Genomic DNA, 3,517 nt, shown 5'->3' on the forward strand with positions numbered 1-3,517 from the left:
CTTCTTTACTATTTAATAATTTAGTTAAGTTTTTAATTTCTTTGTTATTATCTTTTTTTATTATAGAGTAATTTTGATTAAATATTTCTCTATTTTTTAATGAATAAATATAATCCTCTATCTTGCTTTCCAAATATTCTTGTTTAATTCTTTTTGTGTTAGTACATTCTTTCAAAGTACCTCTTAACATATCTCGACACATATAGTAATGGTAAGTATTGCTATTTTCATATATACTACCATCTTTTCTAACATATTTTTTATTCCATTTCTTTGTATGACCTGCATAAGTCTTACCACATACAGGACAAGTAAGAGTTTTAGTAAGCCAATAGTCTTTATTGAATCTATTAGTACCATTTTTAACTTTAGATTTGATATCAGAATTTACCTTTAACCAAACATCAGGCGATACTATTCCTACAACGTTACTTACTACGGCATATTTTGTTTCGTTATCAGTATAAGTTAAATATCCATGTACATTATCTTCTTCACCCAAAACTGTAAAACCATGTTTAACTAAAAAAGTAGATACTTCTTTTGAACTTTTAACATATATAGGTTTCTTGAGAGAAGAAGCTAAAGTAGTACTCACGAAAGTATGATCAAATTTGGCTTTAGCTTCTGTTATTATTGTAGAATTCTTATTATTTAAATATTTCATATCAAAAATAAGTTTTATCAAATCTGGATTGGATAATTCTAAACCTCCCTTTTCGCCAATTCTATATCCTATAGGAGGGGAACCACCAGTCCATTTACCTTTCTTAGCAATTGCTAACATATTATCCTTAACTCTTTGTTGTATATTAGCTCTTTCCATTTCACCAAAACTAGCAAGAAGTGTTAGCATAACTTTTCCCATTTGAGTATTAGGATCAAATCCTTCACTTATAGATATCAAATCTATATTGTTATTCTTAAACATTTCAAGAGTATTCAAAAAGTCTAGGGTATTCCTTGCAATTCTATCAACTTTATAACATATAACTACGTCCACTTGTTTAAGAGAACATGCTTTTAAAAGTTGTTGAAAAGCAGGTCTATTTGTATTACCTCCACTAAACCCTTCATCTTCAAAAATAGAAAAAGAAACATTCGAATATTTCTTTACTGCATATTCTTTGCACATTTCTATTTGTGTTTGAATAGAAACTGAACCTTCAATATATACAGATTTTCTAGAATATATTGCAACTTTTGTCATATTAATGCCTCCTTATGTAAAAATATATAGAACATATGTTCTTAAAGTGATATAATAAAATTGTAATGCAACTTAGGGGGAGAATGATTATGGATAAAGAAGAACTAGAGCTTATAGAACTATTAATTAAACTAAAAAAACATATAGATAAAAAAGAGACAAGGAATACTTAGTTATTCCTTATCTTGATTTTAAGCTGTATTTCTTTTTTTAGAATATTCCATAAGATATCTTTAGATGTTTCATCAATAACATTTCCATTTTCATCGATTAGATTATTGTCAATTAACATATCAATAGCTGAATCAAGAATATCGTATTGTTTTACTTCAACATCCTTCCCTAAAAAATATTCCATTGGCTTACCAGTAATATCTGATAATTTTGAAATGATTTTTACATTAGTCCCTTTAAGTCTTCCACGTTCTATATCTGCTAGATAGCTTCTACTTATTCCTAGTTTCTTAGCAAGTTCTTCTTGAGTAAGTCTCATTTCAGTTCTAATTTCTTTTACTTTATCTTTTAACATATTTAACACCCCATTGATATTATAACATAAATGACGTTAAATACAACAAAAAAGTAGTATTTTAACACAAAGCATAGTATAAGTGAGGTAAATTATATATATGGGTAAATATGTAGAAATACGAACAAATATCCAATTATACAAATGACGTATATTGTGACATAATTGGATATGTAGAGAGGAGGTACAGTAATGGAAGAACTAAGGACAAGCAAAGGGATAACAGCAATATTTGTTGCGAAGAAACTCCGTATTAGTAGAGATAGATTAAAAAGAATAGAAAATGGAGACGTATCTTTGCCAGTTGAGTTTGTACCAATATTAGCTAATTTATACGGTGTAACTTTTGATGAAATTATAGAAAGGAGAATAAAGGAATGGAAGAAATAGAAAAAGAATTGATTAATGAGTTTGAAAAACTTAAATTTTTTTTGAAAGAAAATGACGTTAATAGTGACAATGATGGTGATAGAAATGAAACCAAAACTAGTGATTAAAAATGGAGATTTTTTTGTAACAGATGGAGAAATTGGAGGAAGTAAGTTTATAGTCAAAAAACAACCAACTAAAGAAGTCGTTACTTATTTACAAGAATTATATTTGAATGGCACTGGATTGAGTTTAGTAAAAAAATAAATAAGGACAAGCTTTAATTAAAGAAGAAACTAGTGATGAATAGGCTAATAGCCTTAAGATTTATTACTTAACAGAACTTTTTATAAGACAAGCTCTAACAATAAACCACACACCGTTAGAGACTAAGGTGAGGAATTGGAATGGTATAGAGAATATAAGAGAGGAGAATATAAATGTTATTGAATTACTTAACAGAACTTAAGAAAGGTTTATCAGATCAAGAGTTCAAAGTATTTATGAAGGATGTTGATAATGACATAAAAGTAAATAGGATTCAATTCGGAAAGAGGACAAGCCAGAAAGAGTTTAAAGAGATATGTGAAATATTCTTAGGAGTTATGGACAGGTGCCCGAAGGAGGTTTGTTTATGAATAAAATCTTATTACTAAACAGTAATGGATTGGTTATCGATAGAAAATACTTGGGGATAATGGATAAGTTTAAATCAATTATGGTTAAAGAGCTAATATGTCCAACTAAGGAACAACTAACAGCAGAAGAAGCCTATAAAGTGTCTAAGGATACCGAAGAGATTTATTTAAATAGTAATTTAAATAATGAAGCAGCATTAAGAGAAGCTATAAGGAAATTTAGAAATGAAGAAGGAGAGAAATAATGAAAATATTTTTGAAAAGCTTAGAACTTAAGAGCTTTAAAGGAATTAAACAATTAAAAATAGACTTTGGACCAGTAACAAGAATATCTGGGGATAATGGAACTGGCAAAACTACAATAATGGATTCCTTCATGTGGTTACTATTTGGTAAGGATAGCAAGGATAGAAAGGACTATAAGATTAAAACAATTATTGAGAGTGGTGAGGAACTTCATGGAATAGAACATGCAGTTATTGCAGAGTTAGAGGTTGACGGAACATTAATTAAGTTACAAAGAACTTATAAAGAAAGATGGACCAAACAAAAAGGACAGGCTAAATCAGAATTAAAGGGCCATACTACAGACTACTTTATTAATGATGTGCCAGTCCAAATGAAAGAATACAACGAAAAGGTAAACAATATCTTGGTGGATAGTACCTTTAAGTTAATTACTAATCCATTATATTTTACATCCCTTGATTGGAAAAAGCAAAGAGAAATCCTTCTAGAGATTATAGGAGATATTGATGCAGAGAATATTAT

At 28.7% G+C, this 3,517-nt stretch carries 7 protein-coding genes; 5 read left to right on the forward strand and 2 right to left on the reverse strand.

Annotated features, from left to right (window positions below; all coding sequences use genetic code 11):
* Together E6248_RS14530 and E6248_RS14535 are read right to left on the reverse strand one after the other, a co-directional pair.
* Nucleotides 1–1,210 (reverse strand): recombinase family protein (locus tag E6248_RS14530; protein WP_316341499.1); only part of this gene is annotated, 1,210 nt, incomplete at its 3' end.
* Nucleotides 1,211–1,379: 169 nt separating this feature from the next.
* Nucleotides 1,380–1,739 (reverse strand): helix-turn-helix domain-containing protein, encoded by a 360-nt coding sequence (locus E6248_RS14535; RefSeq protein ID WP_316341500.1) that lies wholly within the window; start codon nt 1,737–1,739, stop codon nt 1,380–1,382.
* 192 nt (nt 1,740–1,931) lie between these two features.
* Here E6248_RS14535 and E6248_RS14540 point away from each other — a divergent pair, with 192 nt between their 5' ends.
* The 5 genes from E6248_RS14540 to E6248_RS14560 all read left to right on the forward strand — a co-directional run.
* Entirely contained in the window at nt 1,932–2,129 is a 198-nt protein-coding gene (locus E6248_RS14540; RefSeq protein WP_316341501.1) for a helix-turn-helix transcriptional regulator, read from the forward strand.
* 84 nt (nt 2,130–2,213) lie between these two features.
* Entirely contained in the window at nt 2,214–2,375 is a 162-nt protein-coding gene (locus E6248_RS14545) for a hypothetical protein (RefSeq protein ID WP_316341502.1), read from the forward strand.
* A 173-nt stretch (nt 2,376–2,548) separates the two neighbouring features.
* Nucleotides 2,549–2,746, forward strand: a complete 198-nt coding sequence (locus E6248_RS14550; protein WP_316341503.1) for a hypothetical protein — start codon at nt 2,549–2,551, stop codon at nt 2,744–2,746.
* Complete coding sequence (locus tag E6248_RS14555; protein WP_316341504.1) at nt 2,743–2,991, forward strand: hypothetical protein; 249 nt, start codon at nt 2,743–2,745, stop codon at nt 2,989–2,991. The genes E6248_RS14550 and E6248_RS14555 overlap by 4 nt, the downstream gene beginning before the upstream one ends.
* A partial coding sequence (locus E6248_RS14560; RefSeq protein ID WP_316341505.1) for an AAA family ATPase occupies nt 2,991–3,517 on the forward strand: 527 nt, incomplete at its 3' end. The genes E6248_RS14555 and E6248_RS14560, both read left to right, overlap by 1 nt.

The sequence above is a fragment of the Clostridium sp. genome, assembly GCF_032552055.1.
Classification (GTDB): domain Bacteria; phylum Bacillota; class Clostridia; order Clostridiales; family Clostridiaceae; genus Clostridium.

Excerpts from the sequence above, each read along its gene's own strand:
- E6248_RS14535 (WP_316341500.1), bottom strand. The coding sequence starts at position 1,739 with ATGTTAAAAGATAAAGTAAAAGAAATTAGAACTGAAATGAGACTTACT.
- E6248_RS14545 (WP_316341502.1), top strand. The coding sequence starts at position 2,214 with ATGAAACCAAAACTAGTGATTAAAAATGGAGATTTTTTTGTAACAGAT.
- E6248_RS14550 (WP_316341503.1), top strand. The coding sequence starts at position 2,549 with ATGTTATTGAATTACTTAACAGAACTTAAGAAAGGTTTATCAGATCAA.
- E6248_RS14540 (WP_316341501.1), top strand. The coding sequence starts at position 1,932 with ATGGAAGAACTAAGGACAAGCAAAGGGATAACAGCAATATTTGTTGCG.
- E6248_RS14555 (WP_316341504.1), top strand. The coding sequence starts at position 2,743 with ATGAATAAAATCTTATTACTAAACAGTAATGGATTGGTTATCGATAGA.